The organism is Streptomyces sp. NPDC052101 (assembly GCF_040680235.1).
Lineage (GTDB): Bacteria > Actinomycetota > Actinomycetes > Streptomycetales > Streptomycetaceae > Streptomyces.
Map to the genome: position 1 here is coordinate 119,198 of NZ_JBFAWH010000006.1, position 18,389 is coordinate 137,586.

General features: G+C 72.5%; 15 protein-coding genes. 4 read left to right on the forward strand and 11 right to left on the reverse strand.

Annotation, left to right across the window (positions count from 1 at the left end; all coding sequences use genetic code 11):
• Positions 1 to 77 precede the first annotated feature (77 nt).
• Positions 78 to 1,223 carry an aminoglycoside phosphotransferase family protein gene (locus tag AB0L75_RS13900; RefSeq protein ID WP_365180119.1) on the forward strand — a complete coding sequence of 382 codons (1,146 nt, stop codon included), beginning with the start codon at positions 78 to 80 and terminating at the stop codon, positions 1,221 to 1,223.
• 279 nt (positions 1,224 to 1,502) lie between these two features.
• Complete coding sequence (locus tag AB0L75_RS13905; protein ID WP_365180122.1) at positions 1,503 to 3,473, forward strand: N-acetylmuramoyl-L-alanine amidase; 1,971 nt, start codon at positions 1,503 to 1,505, stop codon at positions 3,471 to 3,473.
• A gap of 16 nt (positions 3,474 to 3,489) precedes the next feature.
• Here the strand turns inward: AB0L75_RS13905 and AB0L75_RS13910 are convergent, their stop codons facing one another.
• From AB0L75_RS13910 to AB0L75_RS13950, 9 genes are all read right to left on the reverse strand, one after another.
• Positions 3,490 to 3,987, reverse strand: coding sequence for a hypothetical protein (locus tag AB0L75_RS13910; protein ID WP_030339601.1), 498 nt, complete (start codon positions 3,985 to 3,987; stop codon positions 3,490 to 3,492).
• Between the two features lie 152 nt (positions 3,988 to 4,139).
• Positions 4,140 to 5,555, reverse strand: a complete 1,416-nt coding sequence (locus tag AB0L75_RS13915; RefSeq protein ID WP_365180126.1) for a 3-hydroxybutyrate oligomer hydrolase family protein — start codon at positions 5,553 to 5,555, stop codon at positions 4,140 to 4,142.
• 114 nt (positions 5,556 to 5,669) lie between these two features.
• Positions 5,670 to 6,833: a PHB depolymerase family esterase gene (locus AB0L75_RS13920; RefSeq protein WP_365180129.1), complete on the reverse strand. Its 1,164-nt coding sequence runs from the start codon at positions 6,831 to 6,833 to the stop codon at positions 5,670 to 5,672.
• A 206-nt stretch (positions 6,834 to 7,039) separates the two neighbouring features.
• A complete protein-coding gene (locus AB0L75_RS13925) occupies positions 7,040 to 7,942 on the reverse strand; it encodes a universal stress protein (protein WP_365180132.1) in 903 nt (300 codons plus the stop codon).
• Between the two features lie 174 nt (positions 7,943 to 8,116).
• Entirely contained in the window at positions 8,117 to 8,359 is a 243-nt protein-coding gene (locus tag AB0L75_RS13930) for a DUF397 domain-containing protein (RefSeq protein ID WP_365180135.1), read from the reverse strand.
• 82 nt (positions 8,360 to 8,441) lie between these two features.
• Positions 8,442 to 9,608: a thiolase domain-containing protein gene (locus tag AB0L75_RS13935; RefSeq protein WP_365180138.1), complete on the reverse strand. Its 1,167-nt coding sequence runs from the start codon at positions 9,606 to 9,608 to the stop codon at positions 8,442 to 8,444.
• A complete protein-coding gene (locus AB0L75_RS13940; protein ID WP_365180141.1) occupies positions 9,605 to 10,654 on the reverse strand; it encodes a thiolase domain-containing protein in 1,050 nt (349 codons plus the stop codon). Before AB0L75_RS13940 ends, AB0L75_RS13935 begins: the two co-directional genes overlap by 4 nt.
• Positions 10,651 to 11,592 carry an OB-fold domain-containing protein gene (locus AB0L75_RS13945; protein ID WP_365180144.1) on the reverse strand — a complete coding sequence of 314 codons (942 nt, stop codon included), beginning with the start codon at positions 11,590 to 11,592 and terminating at the stop codon, positions 10,651 to 10,653. The genes AB0L75_RS13940 and AB0L75_RS13945 overlap by 4 nt, the downstream gene beginning before the upstream one ends.
• A gap of 21 nt (positions 11,593 to 11,613) precedes the next feature.
• Positions 11,614 to 12,414, reverse strand: a complete 801-nt coding sequence (locus AB0L75_RS13950; protein ID WP_365180147.1) for a crotonase/enoyl-CoA hydratase family protein — start codon at positions 12,412 to 12,414, stop codon at positions 11,614 to 11,616.
• A gap of 188 nt (positions 12,415 to 12,602) precedes the next feature.
• Between AB0L75_RS13950 and AB0L75_RS13955 the strand changes: the two genes are divergently transcribed.
• On the forward strand, positions 12,603 to 14,255 hold the full coding sequence (locus tag AB0L75_RS13955) for an acyl-CoA synthetase (protein WP_365180150.1): 1,653 nt from the start codon (positions 12,603 to 12,605) through the stop codon (positions 14,253 to 14,255).
• Positions 14,256 to 14,937: 682 nt separating this feature from the next.
• Positions 14,938 to 16,554, forward strand: a complete 1,617-nt coding sequence (locus AB0L75_RS13960) for a sulfatase (RefSeq protein ID WP_365180153.1) — start codon at positions 14,938 to 14,940, stop codon at positions 16,552 to 16,554.
• Positions 16,555 to 16,635: 81 nt separating this feature from the next.
• On the opposite strand, the gene AB0L75_RS13965 is transcribed toward AB0L75_RS13960, so the two are convergent.
• Entirely contained in the window at positions 16,636 to 17,382 is a 747-nt protein-coding gene (locus AB0L75_RS13965) for an alpha/beta hydrolase (RefSeq protein ID WP_365180156.1), read from the reverse strand.
• Positions 17,383 to 17,392: 10 nt separating this feature from the next.
• Positions 17,393 to 18,301 carry an alpha/beta hydrolase gene (locus AB0L75_RS13970; protein ID WP_365180158.1) on the reverse strand — a complete coding sequence of 303 codons (909 nt, stop codon included), beginning with the start codon at positions 18,299 to 18,301 and terminating at the stop codon, positions 17,393 to 17,395.
• Positions 18,302 to 18,389 lie beyond the last annotated feature (88 nt).

Genomic DNA, 18,389 nt, shown 5'->3' on the forward strand with positions numbered 1-18,389 from the left:
CACCGGCCCCGCGCAGCTGCGCCGAGCACGGAACCACAGGCAGGCACCGCAGGCACACGAAGGGATCTGTATCTCCCATGTACGCAGCATCGTCCTCCGTGTCCGCCCCGCCCCGGCCGCTGCGTCCCCGCCCGGCGGGCGGCGGGCCGTACCTCGACCCGGTGGCGCGTCCAGGCGGACCCGTGCCGGTCGCGGGCCGGCCCCGGCGGGTACCGGGCCAGCCCGGTACCCAACCGCTCAGCGGAAGACTGGACTTGTCCGGTCCTCAGGGCGCGCAGCTGCGCACCGCGATCGCCTCGGTGCACCGGATCTGTCCGGAGTTCGCTCCGGTGCAGGTGCTGCGGCGCAGCGGACGGTCCGTCCTCCTGGTCGGGACGACAGGGCGCAGCACGGCTGTCGCCAAGTGTCTGCTGGACCACTCTCCGGCCTGGGCCGAGCGGACGCGCCACGAAATAGCGGCATACCGCTCGTTCGTCCGGCACCGGCCCCCGGTCCGCGTGCCCCGGCTGATCGCAGCGGACCCGGACAACTGCACTCTGGTCATCGAGCGGGCGCCGGGCCGGGTGGCGGCGCTGCAGCGGCATCCGGTGGAGGCGCCACCGCGCGCGGACATCCGGGTCGCGCTGGGCGCGATCTGCCGGCTGAACTCCTGGCGGCCGCCGGCGGGCACCTTCGACATGCCGCTGGACTACGGCGCCCGGATCTCCCGGTACCACGAGCTGGGCCTGCTCACCGACCGGGACTTGGGCGACCTGCAGAAACTGCTGCACGGCATCGCCCACGAGGTCGGCCGCCAGGGCATGCTGCAGTTCTGCCACGGCGACGCCCTGCTGTCGAACATCCTGCTGTCACCGGCCGGTCCAGTGCTGGTGGACTGGGAGCACGCGGGCTGGTATCTGCCGGGGTACGACCTGGCGATGCTGTGGCTGGTCCTCGGGGACGCGCCGGTGGCCCGGCGCCAGATCAGCCAGATCGCCCAGGCGGCGGGCCCGGCCTCCCGGGACGCCTTCCTGGTGAACCTGATGCTGGTGCTGACCCGGGAGATCCGTACGTACGAGACGGCCGTGCAGCGTTCGATGCACGATGCGGCCCCGGCGGCACCGGGCCTGGCCCACCCGGGTGCTGCGCCGTCCGGCGAGGAACAGCGGCTGCTGCTCAGGCGGCTGCACGACGACTGCCAGATGGCCCGCAAGGCCGTCCGCGCGGCGGTCGGCACTCGCTGACGGGGACGACGGTTCCGCGGTGCGCCAGAGCGGCGGCGCACCGCGGACCTTCGTACATTCGGGCCCGATTCGCACATGCGGGCGTGAAGTGGCCACTGGTGTACGCCAGTGACGCCCCGCAGGCCCGGGCACCGCCGCCGCGAAACTCGCCGAACCCCCTCCGTGACATGGGAAATCGCCGTCCTGAAGGCATCATTGACGGATCGTCGGCCAGCGGGTACCACTGACCCAGCTCGGCGCCGTACGCCCCGCCACGCCCGCCCGTCTCAGGAGGCCGCATTGCGAGGTTCCGCCACGCACTCCACGCCCACACCCGGCCACAGACAACTACGGCGGGCCGCTGGCCCGTTGGCCTCCGCGGCCCTGCTGGTGCCGCTGCTCGGCGCGGCACCCGCGCAGAGCGCCCCGGACTACGCCACGCACCGGCTGCAGCAGGCCTTCGCCACCGCCGCGGCCGAGTACCACGTACCGCAGAGCGTCCTGCTGGCCGTCTCCTATCTCCAGTCCCGCTGGGACTGGCACGCCGGCGCGCCGAGCGTGACCGGCGGCTACGGCCCGATGCACCTCACCGACGCCCGGACCGCGATCGCCACCACGGAGCATCTCGCCGAGGGCACGGAGGACGCCCGCGGCGACGGCTCCCGCGGCGCCGTGCACCCGAAGGTCAGGGAACCGGCCGAGTCCGCGCTGCCCGCCCGGCTGAAGACACTGCCGAAGGCCGCGAAGCTGACCGGTCTGCCGACCGGGGAACTGCGCACCGACCCGGCGGCGAACGTGGCGGGAGGCGCCGCCCTGCTCGCCGCCGCGCAGCGGGAACTGGGCGAACCGCTGAGCGCCGACCCGGCCGAATGGTACGGGGCGGTGGCCCGCTTCTCCGGTGCCGACGACACGGCGACAGCCGCCGCGTACGCGGGCGACGTGTACGACGTCCTGCGCACCGGCGAGGAGCGCACCACGGACGCCGGCCAGCTGGTCGCCCTCGCGGCCCAGCCGAGGCTGACCGCCGACGCCGCCCAGCTGAAGCGGGCGCGCCTGCGCACACTGCCCACGGACGACGTCGAGTGCCCCCGGTCGGTGTCGTGCGAGGCCGTGTGGGCGCCGTACGCCCAGTTCGGGAACGACGACTACGGCAACCACGACCTCGGCGACCGCCCGGTGTCGCAGCGCATCAAGTACATCGTCATCCATGACACCGAGGGCACCTGGGACGGGGTGCTGAACCTGGTCCAGGACCCCACCTATGTGTCGTGGAACTACACCATCCGCTCCACCGACGGGCTGATCGCCCAGCACGTCAAGGCGAAGGACGTGGCCTGGCACGCCGGCAACTGGGACATCAACGCCCGGTCGGTCGGCATCGAGCACGAGGGCTTCCTGGCCAACCCCGACGCCTGGTACACGGAGGCGATGTACCGGTCCTCGGCCCGGCTGGTGAAGTACCTGAGCTGGACGTACGGCATCCCGCTGGACCGGCAGCACATCCTCGGCCACGACAACGTGCCCGGTCCGACGGCGTCGACGATCCCCGGCATGCACACGGACCCGGGTCCGTACTGGGACTGGCGGCACTACTTCCAGCTGCTGGGCCACCCGTTCAGGCGCACCGCCGGCCAGCAGTCCGCGCTGGTGACGATCCTGCCGAACTACGCCTCGAACGAGCCGGCGTACACGGGCTGCACGACCAAGGCCGATCCGTGCACGGCGCACGGTTCCAGCGCGGTCCGGCTGTACTCGGACCACGACGTGAACGCGCCGCTCATCAAGGACATCGGCATGAAGACGGACCCGACCATCGACGTCAACGACCTGTCGTCCCGGGTCGCCACCGGTCAGCAGTACGCGGTCGCGGACCGCTGGGGCGACTGGACCGCGATCTGGTACCTGGGCCAGAAGGCCTGGTTCCTCAACCCGCGCAGCGCACCGACGGCGGTGCCCGCCAAGGGACTGGTGATCACACCGAAGGACGGCCTGACGAGCATCCCCGTGTACGGGCGGGCCTACCCGGAGAAGGAGGCCTACCCGGAGGGCGTCCCCGCGCAGTCGGTCGTGCCGCTGCCGTACACGATCCCGGCGGGGCAGAGGTACGTGGTCGGTGACGAGGTGGCGGGCGAGTACGACTACTCGGTCACCTTCACCACCGACTCGCACCGGGTCGTGGTGGGCAAGGACCTGTACTACGAGATCCAGTACGGCCACCGGGTCGGCTTCGTCCGCGCCGAGGACGTGACCCTCCAGAGCGGGACCCGCTAGCCGCGGGCGGGCGGCCTCAGCCCTGCTGGAAAAGCTCCGCCGGGAGCGGCTTCAGCAGGGCGTACAGGTCGTCGGTGATGGGGCGGTCCCAGGCGGCGATGGTGACGAGGACACCGTCGCTGCGGTCGAACTGGACGCAGGAGATCCGGGACTCGGACAGTTTCAGCCGCCGCACGATGAGGAGGTTGTCACCCTGGAGGACCGGCGTGTCCTCGACGCCGACGACGGTGACCTCCTCGTCGTTCTCCAGCGCCAGCAGCAGCTGGCCCACCTCGAAGGGGATCTCGCCCTCGGCGACCTCGCGGGCCGGGGAGCCCTCCGGCAGATTGCCGATGATCATGGCGGGGCCGCGGCCGCCGAAGAGGTCGTAGCGCAGGAAGACACCCTGGCAGGTGCCGTCGGGGGCGGGCAGCAGGCCCGCGCCGAGGTTGCCCGGCCAGTCGCCCGGGTCCATGGCCAGCACGTCGAAGTCGGGCCCGGCGGGAGTGGCGCTGCGGCGGCGGAGGAACGACATGCGGCCATGGTACGTGCCTGGGCTGCGCCGGTAGAGCCGGGATGGGCCGTAGATCGGGTACGGGTTGATCGTGTGATCGTCTGCGGGGCCCTCGTCGCCGGTCGCGCGCTTCCCCGCGGCCCTCTCGGCGTACCCCTTCGGGGCGCCGCCGCTCAGTTGAGGGGGCAGTTGGTGAGCAGCGTGGCCATGGTGGCGCCGGGCGGGCGCGGGACGGTGTGGTCGGCGGGTGGAAGGCCGGTTCCCGCGATCCAGCGTTCCAGGGCCTCGAAGGCCGCGCGGTGGCAGGGCACCATCGGGCGCAGCCTGCCGGGGAAGGCGTCGACGAGCGAATCGGTGTGCGTGCCGTCCTCGATGCGGTAGGAGCGCAGCAGGGCCCCGCGCCCGGCCGCGTGGACCATGCGTGTGTAGACGTCGGAGTCCTGGCTGATCGGCAGCAGGACGTCGAGGGTGCCCTGGATGGTGATCAACGGTTTGCCGATGCGTCCGGTGAGGGCGATCCGGTCGACCGCGCGGTGCACGGCCGCGGGGCGGGCCGCGTAGTCGTAGTCGGCGTCGCAGGCGGGTGTGCCGGAGCGGCAGAACGGGGTGCCGGCCTCGGTGGCTCCGTCGTAGCCGGGGTCGAGTTCCTCGCGGTAGATGCGCTGGGTGAGGTCCCAGTAGACCTGGTGGTGGTACGGCCACAGGAACTCCGAGCCGGCCGGGAAGCCGGCCCGGTGCAGCGTGGCCTCGGCCTCGGCGGCTCCGGTGCCGCCGGCGGCGTATGCGGGGTAGGCGCGCAGCGCGGGCGGCAGGAAGGTGAGCGGGTTGGGGCCGGCAGTGCGCCAGAGGGTGCCTTCCCAGTCGACTCCGCCGTCGTACAGCTCCGGGTGGTGCTCCAGTTGCCAGCGGACGAGGTAGCCGCCGTTGGACAGGCCGGTGGCGATGGTGCGGGCCGGGGGCCGGTGGTAGCGCTGGGCAACGACAGTGCGGACGGCTCGGGTGAGCTGGGTGAGGCGGGTGTTCCACTCGGCGATGGCGTCGCCGGGACGGCGGCCGTCGCGGTAGAAGGCGGTGCCGGTGTTGCCCTTGTCGGTGGCGGCGTAGGCGTAGCCGCGGGCGAGCACCCAGTCGGCGATGGCCTTGTCGTTCGCGTACTGCTCCCGGTTGCCGGGCGTTCCGGCGACGACCAGGCCGCCGTTCCAGTGGTCGGGCAGCCGGATGACGAACTGGGAGTCGTGGTTCCAGCCGTGGTCGGTGTTGGTGGTGGAGGTGTCCGGGAAGTAGCCGTCGATCTGGATGCCGGGGACGCCGCTGGGTGTGGGCAGGTCCTTGGGGGTGAGACCGGCGTAGTCGGCGGGGTCGGTGTGGCCGGAGGCCACGGTGCCGGCGGTGGTCAGCTCGCCCAGGCAGTCGGCCTGTTGGCGGGCGGCGCCCGGCACCCGGAGGTGGGTGCGGTCGGCGCAGTGGCCGTCCGGTGGGCCGCTGGGTGCCGCCGTGGCCGGGGTGGCCAGCAGCAGGCAAGCCGCGGTGAGCGACAGGGCGCGGAGAGCGGATCGGCGGGTGGGACGTCCGGGCGGTGTGGCGGGCATACGGATTCCTCCGGCGGTCGGTGGACGCGCTGGAGGCTAGGGGTGGAGTGGGTGTGCCGGACATATGTGGGGCCGCCATGAAGGCGGCCCCCGAAGCGTTGTGCGACAACACCATCACCGGGTGCGGCTGGCCTGGGAGCCGCCGCTGGTGGTGGCCCGTCCGGCCTGCACCTGGGCGTAGTTGCTCGCCGTCCAGCAGGAAGCGCCGCTGCCGCCACCGCCCGTGCCACCACCGCCGCTGCCGCCGCCCGGATCGGACGTGCCCAGGCCGAAGAACCGGGCGATCCAGTAGCTGGAGCAGATCGAGGCCGGGAAGTAGGGGGCGCTGGTGCTGCCGCACTGCTCGGTGCCGGTGCCCGGGTCCACGGGGGTGCCGTGGCCGATGCCGGGGACTCGGTCGACCTCGACGGCGACCGTGCCGTCGGCGGCCAGGTACTGGTCCTGCCTGGTGGCGTCGGGGCCGATGGCCGTGGTGCGGGTCGGGGTCTGGGCGAGGCCGTGCAGCGCGGTCCACTGGTCGCGCAGCTCCGTGGCGTTGCGCGGGACGACGGTGGTGTCCTGGTCGCCGTACCAGATGGCCGTGCGCGGCCACGGCCCGGTGTACGACGGGTAGGCGTCCCGCGCCCGTCGGGCCCACTCGTCGGGGCTCAGGTCGACGCCCGGGTTCATGCAGATGTAGGGGCTGTTGTCCTTGGTGCAGTCATAGGGCAGGCCCGCGACGACGGCGCCGGCGGCGAAGACGTCCGGGTAGGTGGCGAGCATGACGGCGGTCATGGCGCCGCCCGCGGAGAGGCCGGTGACGTAGACCCGCTGCGGGTCGGCGCCGTAGGCGGTCACCGCCTGGCCCGCCATCTGGCGGATGGAGAGCGCCTCGCCCTGACCGCGCCGGTTGTCCGCGGTCTGGAACCAGTTGAAGCACCGGCTCAGGTTGTTGGCGGTGGAGGTCTGCGCGAACACCAGCAGAAAGCCGTCCCGGTCGGCGAGTTGGGGCAGGCCGGAGTTGTCGGCGTAGACCTGGGCGCTCTGGGTGCAGCCGTGCAGGGCGAGGACGACCGGCGGGTGCGCGGGCAGGGACGCGGGCCGGTACACGTACATGGTGAGGGCACCCGGGTTGGATCCGAAGTCGCTCACCTCGGTGAGGGCCACGGACGCCCGGGCGGCGGGCAGGGGGCCGGCGAGCGCGGTGCCGAGGACGACGGCCACGACGGCGAGGAGGCGGGGCAGCAGACGCGCACGGGGCGTCGCTCCGGGCGCCTTTCTGAACGTCGGCAGGGACATGGGCGGCTCCTTTGGCGGACATGTGTCCCGGCGCTCGTGCGCGGATCGGCGCCTGGAGCGCCGGGCGTGGCGGAACCGTACGAACCCGGTGTGGCCCGGCACCATGGCGCGGGACACCACAGCCGGGTGCCCGCCGGTCGGCGCCGGACGCATTGCCGAGCGCCGTATGGTCTGCTACCCCTGCTCGGCCGCTGTCCCCGTCCGCCTCACTCCTCGGACGGTCCCGGCGGCACGACGGCGATCGGGCTGGCCGCGTGCAGCAGGACGGCCTGGGTGACCGAGCCCATCATGCGGGCCGGCGCGAGCAGGCGCCGCCGGTGCCGGCCGACGACGACCAGCTCGGCGTCCTTGGAGGCGGCGACGAGATGGCCGGCCGCGTCGCCGGGCAGCGCTTCGACGTCCGCACGGACCTCGGGGTGCCGCTTGCGGTGCGGGGCGAGGAAGCCCTCGGCGAGAGCACGGGTCTCGTTCTCGACGGCGTCCTGGTCGACCTGGGGCGCAAGGATCTGGCCGGGGACGGACCAGGTCTGCACCGGCCACGGGTAGGCGGCGATCACCTGGACGCGGGCGGCGCGCAGGGCGGCCTCGGCGAAGGCGAAGGCGAGAGCGGCCTCGTCGGGGCTGTCGGCGTGCAGCCCGACGACCACCCGGGGCCCGGGCTCGGCCGGCCCGTCCCCGTGCACCTGACGGCCGGGCCGGGGTACGACGACCACCGGGCACTCGGCGTCCCGGGCGGCGGCGAGGCCGTTGGAGCCGAGCAGCAGGCTGGCGAAGCCGCCGCGGCCCCGGGAGCCGAGGACCAACAGCTGGGCGTCCGTGCCGAGTTCCGGCAGCGCGGCGCCCGGGACGCCCTCCAGGGCGACGTACTCCACGGAAGGCTGCGGGCCGCGGTCCGCGAGCCGGGTGCGCACGTCGTCCAGGACGGGGTCGCCCTCCGCCTCGGGCGGCCCGGCGACCAGCACATCGGCCTGCCCCCAGGCGGCGTACTGCCGTACGTGCACCACCCGCAGCGGGGCGGTGTGGCGGCGGGCGGCGTCGAAGGCCCACTCCAGTGCGCGCAGGCTGTCGTCCGAACCGTCGACCGCGGCGATGACGGGTGCAGTGCTCATCGTTCCTCACCTTTCGGAACACGACCTTCCCCCTGCTGGGCCGGCAGGCCCGGGCCCAGCCTGACGCAGGCCTCGGTCCCAGCGGGGTCCTGCTGGTCGCGTGTCCGGAAATCGGCGCGGAACACCCCCGGTTCGGCTGCCGGTGCCCGTGCGGCGCCGGGCGCTCGGGTGGGGTCAGGTGAGGTCGAACTCCCCTTCCCGGGCTCCGGAGACGAAGGCACCCCATTCCGCAGGTGTGAAGATCAGGGATGGGCCCCCCGGACTGCCGCTGTTGCGCATGGCGATGAAGCCCTCGACAAAGGCGATCTGGACATCGCCCAGACCTCGGCTGCTGGACTGCCACTCGGCCTCGCTGAGGTCCAGCTCCGGCTTGTCCCAGCCCACGAGCGGCTGCTGCTGGGTCGTGCTCTCGGCCACGTCCGTGCTCCTCCCGGTTCGTCGTCCGCGGGTCAGCCTAGCGACCGCTCACGATGCCCAACAGGCCACGTGGGGAGGACTTTCAGGACTCCGGAGGCAGCGCTCCGACGAGCCACATGGAGAAGAACTGCGAGCCTCCGCCGTAGGCGTGCCCGAGTACCTTCCGGGCGCCGTCCACCTGGTGTTCTCCAGCCTGGCCGCGCACCTGGAGAGCGGCCTCGGCGAAGCGGATCATGCCGGAGGCGCCGATGGGGTTGGTGGACAGCACCCCGCCCGACATGTTGACCGGCAGGTCCCCGTCGAGTTCGGTGACCCCGGACTCGGTGAGCTTCCAGCCCTCGCCCTCGGCGGCGAAGCCGAGGTTCTCCAGCCACATGGGTTCGTACCAGGAGAACGGCACGTACATCTCGACGGCGTCGATGTCCCGGCGCGGGTCGGCGATGCCGGCCTGGCGGTAGACGTCCGCGGCGCAGTCCTTGCCGGCCTGCGGCGAGACGAAGTCCTTGCCCGCGAACAGGGTGGGTTCGCTGCGCATGGCGCCGCCGAGCATCCAGGCGGGCGGGCGGGGCGCGCGGGCGGCTCCGGCGCGGTCGGTGAGGATCATGGCGCAGGCGCCGTCGGAGGACGGGCAGGTCTCGGAGTAGCGGATGGGGTCCCACAACATGGGCGCGGCCTGGACCTTCTCCAGGGTGATGTCGTACTCGTGGAGGTGGGCGTACGGGTTCTTCAGGGCGTTGCGCCGGTCCTTGTAGGCGACGAGGGAGCCGATGGTGTCGGGGGCGCCGCTGCGCCGCATGTAGGCGCGCACATGGGGGGCGAAGAAGCCGCCGGCGCCGGCGAGGAGGGGCTGCTGGAAGGGGATCGGCAGGGACAGTCCCCACATGGCGTTCGACTCGGACTGCTTCTCGAAGGCGAGGGTGAGGACCGTGCCGTGGACGCGGGCGGCGACCAGGTTCGCGGCCACGAGCGCGGTGGATCCGCCGACCGAGCCGGCGGTGTGCACCCGCAGCATGGGCTTGCCGACGGCGCCGAGCGCGTCGGCGAGGTACAGCTCGGGCATCATCACGCCCTCGAAGAAGTCGGGCGCCTTGCCGATGACGACGGCGTCGATGTCGGCCCACGTCAACTCGGCGTCGTCCAGGGCGCTTCGGGCCGCCTCACGGACGAGTCCGGCGATCGACACGTCCCGGCGGGCGGCCACGTGCTTGGTCTGGCCGATGCCTGTGACGGCCACGGGCTCCTTGCTCATCGTGGATCCCCTTCGAGTACGGCGACCAGGTTCTGCTGCAGGCAGGGGCCGGAGGTGGCGTGCGCGAGGGCGCGGTCGGAGGCACCGCGGTGGATGCGGGCGGCGGCCTCGCCGATGCGGATGAGGCCCGCGGCCATGACGGGGTTGGCGGCCAGCGCCCCGCCGGAGGGGTTCACGCGTACGTCGTCGCCGAGGCGGAGCGCCCTGCGCAGGATCACCTCCTGGGCGGTGAACGGCGCGTGCAACTCGGCGGTGTCGACGGGCCGTTCGAAGGCGCCGGCCTTCTGGGCGGCCAGCCGGGCGGACGGTGAGTCGGTGAGGTCGCGGACACCGAGGCCGTGCGCCTCGATGCGGTGGTCGATGCCCCGGATCCAGGCGGGCCGCGCGCACAGCTCCCGGGCCCGCTCCCCCGCCGCGAGGATCACGGCGGCGGCGCCGTCGCCGACGGGCGGGCAGTCACCGGTGCGCAGGGGCCGTACGACATAGTCGCCGTGCGGTGTCCCGCCCCTGAGCTGGGCATGCGGGTTGGCTTCCGCGTCCGCCCGGCTGCGGGCGCCGACGGCCGCCAGCGCGGGCTCATCGGTGTGGCCGGCATCCATGAGGGCCTGTGCCTGGAGGGCGGCCAGCGCTATGGAGTCGGGCCACAGGGGGGCCACGTAGTAGGGGTCGAGCTGGCGGGTCAGCACGTCGCGCACCGAGCCGGGCGAAGACTTGCCGTACGAGTAGACGAGCGCGGTGTCGGCGTCGCCGGTCAGCAACTTGGTCCAGGCCTCGTACAGCGCCCAGGCGCCGTCCATCTCGACATGCGACTCGGAGATCGGCGGCCAGGCGCCGACGCCGTCGAGGGCGAGGGTGAAGGAGAAGGCACGGCCGGCGAGGTAGTCGCTGGAACCGGAGCAGGTGAAGCCGATGTCGGAGGTCTTCAGGCCCGTCCGGTCCAGCACCTCGTGCAGCACCGGCATGAGCATCTCGACCTCGGAGGACTCCTCGGTGGAGCGCCGGTGGTCGGTCTGGGCGAAGGCGACGACCGCGATCTGCCGGGTCACAGCAGCTCCTTGTAGGTGTCGTAGTCGGCGTCGGGTTCGCCGGTGGGCCGGTAGTGGTCGGGGTGGCGGGCGCCCTCGGTCCACACGGGCTCGACACGCAGGCCCATGCGCACCTGGTCGTAGGGGATGCCGCCGATCCGGGCGTGCAGAGCGAGGTCGGCGCCGTCGAGGGCGATGTGCGCGTAGACGTAGGGCACCTCGATGTCGAGGTTCTTCGCCTTGATGTTGACGATGCAGTAGGTGGTGACTGTGCCACGGGGACCTACTTCGACCTGTTCCCTTGTGGCCACGCCACATGTGGGGCAGGCACCCCTCGGCGGGACGTACACCTTGCGGCAAGAGGGGCAGCGTTCGCCGACGGTCCGCTGTTCGGTGAGGGCATGGATGTAGGCGGACTGGGCGCGGCCGGGTGAATAGGTGTAGTCGAGTCGGGCCGGGGCGACGATCCCGGTGAGCGGTTGCCCGAACTCGCCCGTGTGACCGCCCGGTTGCCCGGCTTCCCCGTCGTACGGCTCGAAGCAGGCGATGTCGGTGATGGCGCCGGTGCGCTCCCCGGCCCAGCGCACACGGACCCGCATGCCGGTGCGGACGGCGTCGGGGCCGGGGGCGTCGAGGGCGTGCAGCAGGGCGGTGTCGGCGCCGTCGAGCCGGACCAGGACCCAGGCGAAGGGGGTGCCGAGGGGCTGGCCCCGGCGCGGCTCGTGGTTCCACGCCCAGGTGGTGACGGTGCCCGTGGCGGCGACCTCCACCAGATCGCGGATCTCCTCGGCGGTGACGGGGTCGTACTCGACGGGCGGGACGAGGGTGCGTCCGTCGGTGGTCCGCACACCGAGCACGACGCGTTCGCGCAGGCCGGTGAGGAAGGCGCTCTGGACGGGACCCAGGGAGCGGGTGAAGGGGAACTCGACGACGAGGGGTGCTTGGAGGACTTCGGGCATCCTGGGGGCTCCTTCGGCGGTTCAGGCGCGCTTGTAGACGGGGGGCCGCTTCTCCGCGAAGGCGCGGGCGCCTTCCCTGGCGTCGGCGGTGTCGAAGACCGGCCAGCCGCGCGCGAGTTCGGCCGCGAGGCCGTCGGTCTCCGTCATCTCGGCGGTCTCGTACACCGACGCCTTGACGGCCTCGACGGCGAGCGGTCCGCAGGCGTTGATCTGCTCGGCGATCCGAAGGGCCGCCTCGAGCGCGGTGCCGTCGGGGACGACATGGCCGATCAGGCCGATGTCCGCGGCCTCCCGGGCGCTGTACGGCCGTCCGGTGAGCAGCATCTCCAAGGCGTGGGTGCGCGGGATCTGGCGCTGCAGCCGGACGGTGGAGCCGCCGATCGGGAACAGCCCGCGTCTGACCTCGAACAGGCCGAAGGTCGCGGACTCGCCCGCGATCCGGATGTCGGTGCCCTGGAGGATCTCGGTGCCGCCCGCGACGCAGTACCCCTCGACGGCGGCGATGACCGGTTTGCGGGGGCGATGGTGGCGCAGCATCGCCTTCCAGTGCAGATCGGGATCGGCCTTGAGCCGGTCGCGGTAGTGCTCGCCCTGCATGCCGTTCCCGGCCAGCGCCTTCAGATCCATTCCCGCGCAGAAGGAACCGCCGGACCCGGTGAGCACGATCGAGCGGATCTCGTCGTCCTCGTCGGCCTCGATCCAGCCGTCGTACAGGCCGACGAGCATCGGAAGCGACAGCGCGTTCCTGGCGTCGGGCCGGTTGAGTGCGAGCACCAGGGTGGCGCCCTCGCGCCGCACTGTGAGGTGTTCCGTCCCGCCCATGGGCTTTCTCCCCTCGGTGAGAACGAGAACAGGTTGCAGTAGGTGGGGAGGCACTTCAAGGGTTTTCTGACAGACAGTCAGATTTCTTGGCGTGAGGCCTTCCCAGTTGCGGCGCCCTTTGCTCTGATGACGGGCGAAGCGATGGTTCTCACCTTTCTTCGTCAGGGCTGCCGGGGTCAGGAGGAGCGGTGGAGTACAACCTTGCCGACCTGTTCGAGTCGGTCGTCGACGCGGTCCCGGACCGCGAGGCGCTCGTGTACGTCGACCATCCCGGCACCGGCGCGGAGCGCCGTCTGACGTACGCGGAGCTGGACGCGGCCGCCAACCGCATCGCCCACCACCTCCTCGATGGCGGGATTCGGCCCGGGGAGCACCTGGGTCTCCACCTGTACAACGGTGTCGAGTACCTGCAGACGGTGCTGGCCTGCCTGAAGGCGCGGATCGTCCCGGTCAACGTCAACTACCGTTATGTACAGGACGAGTTGGTCTATCTCTACCGGGACGCCGACCTGGTCGCGCTGGTCTTCGACGCCGAGTTCGCGGAGCGGGTGGCGGGCGCGCTGCCGCGGGCGCCGAAGCTGCGCCATCTGCTGCGGGTGGGCTCGGCGAGGGCCGTGGCGCCGGGGGCAGGGACGGCGGCGGGGGCCGTGGCGGTGCCGGGGGCCGTGGCGTTCGCCGACGCGGAGGCGGCCGGCTCGCCCGTTCGGAGCTTCCCGGCCCGCTCCGGGGACGACCAGTTCATCATCTACACCGGCGGCACGACCGGCATGCCCAAGGGTGTGATGTGGCGTCAGGAGGATCTGTTCTTCTCGGGGCTCGGCGGCGGGGCGCCGACCGGGGAGCCGGTGAAGACGCCGGAGGAACTGGCCGAGCGGGTCGCCGCCGGCGGCTCCGGCATCACCTTCTTCCCCACTCCCCCGCTGATGCACGGCACGTCCACGCTGACCGCGTTCATCGGCTTCAACTTCGGCCAACGCGTCGTCCTGCACCGCAAGTTCGTACCGGAGGACGTACTGCGCACCGTCGCGAAGGAGAAGGTCACCAGCATGTCACTGGTGGGCGACGCGATGCTCCGGCCTCTGATCGACGCGCTGAGCGGGCCGCTCAAGGGCACGGACTGCTCGGCCCTGTTCAGTGTGTCCTCGTCGGGCGCGATCATGTCGGAGACGGTGCGCCGGCAGTTCCGCGAGCTGGTGCCGAACGCCGTGCTGCTCAACAACTTCGGGTCCTCAGAGTCCGGCTTCAACGGTACGGCGACCGAGGACTCGGGTCCCGAGCGCGGCTTCCGGCTGCGGGTCAACTCCCGTACGCGCGTGGTGGATCCGGCAACGTACGAACCGGTCGCCGCGGGCGAGATCGGCCGGGTGGCCCAGTGCGGCCATGTCCCGCTCGGCTACTACAACGACCCGCGGAAAACCGCCGAGACGTTCTTCGAGAAGGACGGACAGCGCTGGGTCCTGCTCGGCGACATGGCGACGGTCGACGAGGACGGCGTGGTCACCGTGCTCGGCCGGGGCTCGCAGTGCATCAACACCGGCGGCGAGAAGGTCTACCCGGAAGAGGTCGAGCAGGCGCTCAAGGCGCATCCGGACGTGTACGACGCGCTGGTCGCCGGGGTCCCGGACGCCAGGTGGGGCAACCATGTGGCGGCGGTGGTGCAGCTGCGCGAGGGAGCGGCGCGTCCGTCGCTGGACGACATCCAGGGCCACTGCCGCACCCGGCTCGCCGGATACAAGATCCCCCGCCAGCTGGTGATCACCGATTCCATCCAGCGGTCCCCGAGCGGCAAGGCGGACTACCGCTGGGCACGGGAGGTGGCGGTGACCGCCGACCAGCGATAGCGACCGGGGTGTCCCACCGCCCCCACCGTCCCTCGGGACTACTCTGTGCGCACGATCGACGCCATCCGGCCACGCTCGGTGACTGCCGGTCGGTCGAGTGACGCCGGTCCCGGCCTTCCGTACCGGCACCGGCCACGCACGGAAGGATCTCCGGGTGACGCACCGCACGCCTGACCACCAGCCGGGGAGCACGGACAAGCCGAACACGGGTGTGGGGGGAGCCGCGGTAGACGCGGTAGCCGCGGGGGTTGACGGAGCGGCGGGGGCTGAGGCTGGTGCTGGGGCTGGGCGATCTGACGGGTTGGCGGGGGGTGGAGGCTCCGCTGCCGGGACGGTGGGAGCCAGGGGACCTGTCGGGGCGGTGGAGGGCGAGGGGCCTGGCAGGTCGGCGGAGAGTGAGGGGCCTGCCTCGATGGCGGGGGGCGAGGAACCTGGCGGGGTGGCGGAGGACGACGGGCCAGGCGGGGTGGCGGAAGACGAGGGAGTCGCAAGGGCGTCAGGAGCCGACGGGCCCATCGGGCCGGAAGGGGTCGAGGGGTCTGCCGGGCCCGCGGAAGTCAGGGGGCCTTCTGCTCCGGGGGCGGGGGCAGAGGGGCTCGAGGCGTCCGGCCCTTCCGGCAGGCGCATCCGCGACGCGCAGAGCTTGGCCGCACGGATTGGTCGGCTCGGCGGGCGCAGCCGTATGGCACGGGTTGTGGCCGTGGCTGTGACGGTTCTCGCCGTCGGTCTGCTCCTGGTCGCCCTGCTGCTGCCGAACGAGCCCGACCACCTCGGCCCGAGCGCGTTCCTGCGGCTGCCCGGCGAGGGCATCCTGCTCGCCGCCGTACTGCTCGTGCTGCCGCCCCGGACGCGACGGGCCGGGGCGGTGGCCGCCGGTGTGCTGATCGGGCTGGTCACCCTCCTCAAATGCCTCGACGTGGGCTTCTACACGGTTCTGTACCGCCCCTTCGACCTGGTGCTGGACTGGGGCCTGCTGGGCAACGCGGCGGACTATCTTCGTGAGACGTCCGGCCGCTCCGGCGAGCTGGCCGCGATCACCGGTGCCGTGCTCCTCGCGGTCGCGGTCCTCGTCCTGACCACCGGCGCGACGGTCCGGCTGACCGCCCTGATGGCGCGTCACCGCGCCCGGGCCGTCCGTGTCGTCCTGGTGCTGACCACCGCCTGGATCACGTGCGTGGTGCTCGGCCTGCGCACCGACGGCGCGCCGGTCGCCTCGACTCTCGACGCCGACCTCCTCGGCGACCGTGCCAAGCAGGTACGTGTCTCCCTCGCGGACGCGCGTCTCTTCCGGCGGCAGGCCGCCGTCGACGCGTTCGCCCACACGCCGTCGGACCAGTTGCTGGCCGGCCTGCGCGGCAAGGACGTGCTGTTCACGTTCATCGAGAGTTACGGCCGTTCGGCGATCGAGGACCCGGCGATGGCCCCGCGCATCGACGCGGTGCTCAAGCAGAGCGGCGCGACGCTCAAGGCCGCCGGGTTCGGGGCGCGCAGCGGATGGCTGCGCTCGCCGGTGACCGGTGGCGGTAGCTGGCTGGCCCACTCGACGTTCCTGTCCGGCCTGTGGATCAGCAACCAGCAGCGGTTCCGCACCCTCACCTCCAGCGACCGCACGACCCTCACCGGAGCCTTCCGCAGAACCGGCGCCTGGCGCACGGTCGGGGTCGTGCCCGGGGTGCTGGTGGCCTGGCCGGAGGGCCGGTTCTTCGGCCTCGACCATGTCTACGACGGCCATCATCTCGACTACCACGGCCCGGACTTCGGCTGGTCGCAGGTGCCGGACCAGTTCGCGCTGGAGACGTTCCAGCGGCGGGAGTTCGGCAAGCGGGGCCGCGCTCCGCTGATGGCGGAGATCATCCTGACCTCCAGCCACTATCCGTGGGCTCCCCTGCCCCGCATGGTGGACTGGTCGGCGCTGGGTGACGGCTCTGTCTTCCAGCAGGTCAGACGTGGCGGCAAGACCGAGCAGGAGGTCTGGGGCAACCCGGAGAGCGTGCGCACCGAGTACCGCACCTCCATCGAGTACTCGCTGAACAGCCTCGTCGGGTTCCTGCGGCGCTACGGCAACGAGAACACGGTCGTGGTCTTCCTCGGCGACCACCAGCCCGTGCCGACCGTCACCTCGAACAGCCCCCGCAAGGACGTGCCGGTCACCATCGTCGCGCGCGACCCGAGGGTGCTGGACCGGGTCTCCGGCTGGGGCTGGACGGAGGGCCTGAAGCCCGCCGCGGAGGCGCCCATCTGGGCGATGGACAGCTTCCGCGACCGATTCCTCACAGCGTTCGGCCCGCAGAGGGGCTGAACCCGCCGCCACCGTCCGCCATCGGTCAGGAGTCGTCCGTCACGAGTCGTCCGTCACGAGTCGTCCGTCACGAGTCGTCGGTCACGAGTCGTCGGTCACGAGTCGTCCGTCGAGGAACTCCCGCACCACGGCCAGGAACTCCGCCGGGCGGGACTCGTGCACCAGGTGCCCCGCCGCCACCGTCACGAGCGAGGCGTCCGGGATCAGGGCGGCGAGCTGCGCGACGTGGTCCTGCGGGATGAGGCTGGTGGGGCCACCCCCGATGACCAGCGTCGGCATGGTGATCCGGTCCATGTGGTCCCACCACACAGGATCGGGCGCGTTGCGCTGCTCATCGGTGCCCCGGATCATCGCCCAGTCGAAGGGCGGCTCTTCGGCGGGCCGTTCGGCAGGCGGCCGGGGCGGGTCGAGCGGCACGGGAGCGCCTACCTCCTCCAGCACCAGGCGTCGTACGACCCCGGGGTGACGCTGCGCCAGCAGGTAGGCGACGAGGCCGCCCAGCGAATGGCCCACGACATCGGCGCTGTCGTGGCCGAGGGCGGCAAGCAGCGCACGGACGTCGTCGCTCATGGTCTCGGCCCGGTAGTCCCCCGGCCAGTCGCTGTGTCCGTGGCCGCGCAGGTCGGGGGCGTACACCCGGCGCGGACGCGGGGGTGCCGCGAGCCGCTCGGCGACGTGGGTCCAGTCCGCGCCGTCGGCGCCGCGGCAGTGCAGCAGCAGGACGGGCGGGGCGTCCGTCGGGCCCCAGGTCCGGCAGGCCAGCTCGATGCCGTTCGCCTCGATCCTGATGCCGTTCGCCTCGGTGGTGCGCGGCGCCGTGCTGTCCATGGCGGGCACGCTAGCCGCGTCGCCCCGGCACTGGCCGCTGTTCTGCCGAGGGCAGAGCGGCGTCCGCCGGCTCGTCGAGGACGGTCTCGTCGAGGAAGGCGAGGACGCGCCGCCGGAACCACTCCGGGCCGTCCAGCCAGAGGTAGTGCGCGGCGGCGGGCTGGACGGTGCACTCGGCCTTCGGGAAGGCCGCGGCGGTACGGCGGGCGAGGTCGGGGCACGGGCCGCCGTCGACTTCCCCGGCGAGCACGAGGACCGGCGCGGCCAGCGTGGCAAGTGCGGTCCGGGTGGCGTCGGGTGTGAAGGCGCCGTCGCCGAAGTAGCGCTCCCCCGCGTCCTCGTTGGTCTGCTCCAGCTCGGCGTCCGTGTGGGCGCGGGCGACATCGTCCCAGCGGCCGTAGAAGAACGGCAGGAACACGTCGTCGAAGTCCGCCTCGCCCGCCAGCCAGGCCCGGAAGGCGGGGAACGCCTCGGCGAACCACGGCTCGTCCGCGCGCGACCGCGCCGCGTCCAGCCGGTCCTCCGGGGTCGCCCGCATGCCCAGGGCGGACGGGTTGGGCGTGATCAGCACCAGCCGCCTGATCCGCTGCGGGTGGCGGGCGGCGTAGAGCATGGCCAGGGCCGCGCCCGCGGAGTGGGCGAGCAGATCCATGTGCTCCAGCCCCATGTGGGCGCGCCACATCTCCACGTCCTCGACCATCCGGTCGCAGCGGTACGTCGCCGGGTCCGCCGGCGTCGCGGAGTCACCGGTGCCCCGCAGGTCCAGCAGGGCCAGTCGGCGGTGCGCGGCCAGCCCGCCGAGGTCTCCGAGGTAGGCGGAGGCACGCATCGGGCCGCCGGGCAGGACGACGAGGGGCTCACCGGCACCCCGGTGGTGGTAGGCGAGCCGGGTGCCGTCGGGTGCGATGAAGGTCGGCATAGTCGTGATCATGTCGGTCCGCCGCGCACCGGCGCAATGCGCAATGCCTTACCGCCCGTGGCGGGAGAGTCGCAGAAATTCCTCGCAG

Coding starts and splice junctions, on each gene's coding strand:
- AB0L75_RS13900 (WP_365180119.1), top strand. CDS start 78: ATGTACGCAGCATCGTCCTCCGTGTCCGCCCCGCCCCGGCCGCTGCGT.
- AB0L75_RS13910 (WP_030339601.1), bottom strand. CDS start 3,987: ATGTCGTTCCTCCGCCGCCGCAGCGCCACTCCCGCCGGGCCCGACTTC.
- AB0L75_RS13915 (WP_365180126.1), bottom strand. CDS start 5,555: ATGCCCGCCACACCGCCCGGACGTCCCACCCGCCGATCCGCTCTCCGC.
- AB0L75_RS13920 (WP_365180129.1), bottom strand. CDS start 6,833: ATGTCCCTGCCGACGTTCAGAAAGGCGCCCGGAGCGACGCCCCGTGCG.
- AB0L75_RS13925 (WP_365180132.1), bottom strand. CDS start 7,942: ATGAGCACTGCACCCGTCATCGCCGCGGTCGACGGTTCGGACGACAGC.
- AB0L75_RS13935 (WP_365180138.1), bottom strand. CDS start 9,608: ATGAGCAAGGAGCCCGTGGCCGTCACAGGCATCGGCCAGACCAAGCAC.
- AB0L75_RS13945 (WP_365180144.1), bottom strand. CDS start 11,592: ATGCCCGAAGTCCTCCAAGCACCCCTCGTCGTCGAGTTCCCCTTCACC.
- AB0L75_RS13950 (WP_365180147.1), bottom strand. CDS start 12,414: ATGGGCGGGACGGAACACCTCACAGTGCGGCGCGAGGGCGCCACCCTG.
- AB0L75_RS13960 (WP_365180153.1), top strand. CDS start 14,938: ATGGCACGGGTTGTGGCCGTGGCTGTGACGGTTCTCGCCGTCGGTCTG.
- AB0L75_RS13965 (WP_365180156.1), bottom strand. CDS start 17,382: ATGGACAGCACGGCGCCGCGCACCACCGAGGCGAACGGCATCAGGATC.
- AB0L75_RS13970 (WP_365180158.1), bottom strand. CDS start 18,301: ATGCCGACCTTCATCGCACCCGACGGCACCCGGCTCGCCTACCACCAC.